Annotated in this window: 1 protein-coding gene; it reads right to left on the bottom strand. The window is 74.9% G+C overall.

Going from position 1 to position 2,713, the window contains the following annotated elements:
* Nucleotides 1-216: 216 nt before the first annotated feature.
* Nucleotides 217-2,713, bottom strand: a 2,497-nt coding sequence (locus tag CCN56_RS31840) for a SpoIIE family protein phosphatase/ATP-binding protein (RefSeq protein WP_086831364.1), incomplete at its 5' end; no start/stop codon positions are given.

The raw sequence follows: 2,713 nt of genomic DNA, 5'->3' as shown, positions 1-2,713 counted from the left end.
GCCTGGACCCGCACCCGCGGCGGCGGCGCACATCCGGTGCGGGTTCAGGGCGCGGAAGCCTCGGGCGCCGGCAGGGCGCGGGTCCGTTGTGCCCGCCCTTCCCCGAGCTCTCGGCTTCGCCCGAGCAGGGGGACCCCCTTGCCCAGGGGGTACCTCCCGGACGGAGTCCGGGGGAGGAACACCTGCCCACAACGGGCGGGGCGCCGGCCCACGACGTCACCAGGCCAGGTCCTCCAAGGCGTCCAGGTCCGGTACCGCCATCGCCACCGGTTCCGAGTCGTCCGCGCCCACCCGTAGCTCCGCCCAGATCGTCTTGCCGCGCCGGGCGTACCGCGTGCCCCAGCGCTCCGCGTACTGGGCGACCAGATACAGCCCGCGCCCGCCCTCGTCCGTCGTCGCCGCGTGCCGCAGGTGCGGCGAGGTGCTGCTGCCGTCCGAGACCTCGCAGATCAGCGTCCGGTCGTGCAGGAGCCGTACGCGCACCGGGTCGGCCCCGTACCGCACCGCGTTCGTGATCAGCTCGCTGAGGATCAGCTCCGCCGTGAACGCGAGCCCGTCGAGCCCCCACTCCGACAGCTTCGCCGCCGCCGCGTTCCGTACCGGCGACACCGCCGACGGGTCCCGGGGCACCTCCCACTCGGCGATCCGGTCCCGGTCGAGCAGCCGGGTCTCCGCCACGAGCAGCGCGATGTCGTCCCGCTGCGTCGGGGAGAGGAGCGTCGCGAGCACGTCCGCGCAGGTCTGCTCCGGGCTCCGGTCCGGGTGGGCCAGCGTCGAGCGCAGCAGCCCGAGACCCGTGTCGATGTCCCGCCCGTGGTCCTCCAGGAGCCCGTCCGTGAACAGGACCAGCTTGCTGCCCTCCGACAGCCGCAGCTCCGTCGACTCGAACGGCACGTCGCCCAGGCCGAGTCCAAGCGGCAGCCCCGGCGACAGCTCCGGGAACTCCACCCGCCCGTCGGGACCCACGAGCGCCGGACCCGGATGCCCCGCGCTCGCCACCTGGCACAGACCGGACGCCGGGTCGTAGATCACGTACAGACAGGTCGCGCCGATGATGCCCTCGTCCCGCCGCCGCGCCTCGCCGCTCGCCTCCTCCGCCTCCCGGTCCTCGATCCGGTCCGTCAGCTCGTCGAGATGGCCGAGGAGTTCGTCCGGCGGCACGTCCAGGGTCGAGAAGTTGTGCACCGCCGTCCGCAGCCGCCCCATCGTCGCCGCCGCGTGCAGCCCGTGCCCGACCACGTCCCCGACCACGAGCGCCACCCGCGCCCCCGGCAGCGGGATCACGTCGAACCAGTCGCCGCCGACCCCCGCCTTCGCCGGGAGATAGCGGTACGCCACCTCCACCGCGCTCTGCTCGGGCAGCACCCTCGGCAGCAGGCTCCGCTGGAGCGTCACCGCCATCGCGTGCTCCCGGGTGAACCGGCGCGCGTTGTCGATCGCGACCGCCGCCCGCGCCGCCAGCTCCTCCGCGAACGACAGATCCTCCTCCCCGAACGACTCCGGGGTGTCCGCCCGCCAGAAGTTCGCCATCCCGAGGACCACCCCGCGGGCGAGCAGCGGCACCGTCAGCAGCGAGTGCATCCCGTACGCGAGGGCCTGCGCCGCCCCCTCCGGATCCTGCGCCCGCCAGCCCTCCGCCGCGGCCAGCTCCGGTTCCACCACCGCGTGCCCCGCGCCCAGGGCCTTCGCCATCGGGGTGTTCCGGACGTCGAAATGGATCGTGTCCCCGACCGGCTGCAGAGGCTGGTCCGGACGCAGCCCGCTCAGCGCCGTCCGCCGCATCTCCGTGGCCGCGGCCGCCGTCGCCGGAGGCTCCTCCCCGCGCAGCACCGGCTCCAGCAGCTCCACCGTCGCGAAGTCCGCGAACCGGGGCACCGCCACCTCCGCCAGCTCCTCCGCCGTCCGTACGACCTCCAGCGTCGTCCCGATCCGCACCCCCGCCTCGTACAGCAGCTGCAGCCGGCCGCGCGCCACCGCCGCCCGGCCGGTCACGGCCGCCAGCTCGGTGGTGTCCCGCATCGTCATCACGCACCCGGACTCCGAGCCGTGCGTCAGCGTGGGCCGCACGCTCACCGCGAGCAGCCGGTCGCCCGCCCGGTGCACCTCGTCCGTCGCCGCCCGCCCCGACTCCAGGAGTTCGACCGTATGGGGATCGAGACCGAGCTCCGAGACGTGCCGCCGCTCCGCCTCCGCCGTCAGGCCGAGCAGCCTGCGCGCCTCGTCGTTGGCGAGCAGCAGCCGGTGGTCGGGGCCCACGATCAGGACCCCTTCCCGCACGGCGTGCAGCACCGCCTCGTGGTGCTCCTTCATCCGGGTCATCTCCGCCGGCCCGAGCCCGTGCGTCTGCCGCCGCAGCCGCCGGCTCACCAGCGCCGCCCCGCCCACGGCCGCCGCCAGGGCGCCGCCCGCCGCGCCGACGAGCAGCGGCAGCCGCTTCTGCACCGACTGCGAGATGCTCTCCACCTCGATGCCGCTGCTGACCAGGCCGACGATCCGGCCCTTCCCGTCCACCACCGGGACCACGGCCCGCACGGCGTCGTTCGGCGCGCCCCGGAACAGCTCCGTGTACGACTCGCCGTCCACCGTCGCCCGCGAGAGGTCCCCCTTCGCCTTCTGACCGATCAGCGCCGGATCCGAGTCGGTGTACCGCACCCCGGAGGGGCTCAGGACCGCGATGAAGTCCACGCCCGTGGCCCGCCGGGTCGCCTCCGCC

The sequence above is a fragment of the Streptomyces sp. NRRL B-24572 genome (genome assembly GCF_002156145.1).
GTDB classification, from domain to species: domain Bacteria; phylum Actinomycetota; class Actinomycetes; order Streptomycetales; family Streptomycetaceae; genus Streptomyces; species Streptomyces vietnamensis.
The sequence above is the reverse complement of the archived record's forward strand: the minus strand, read 5'-3'. Positions and strand labels throughout refer to the sequence as shown.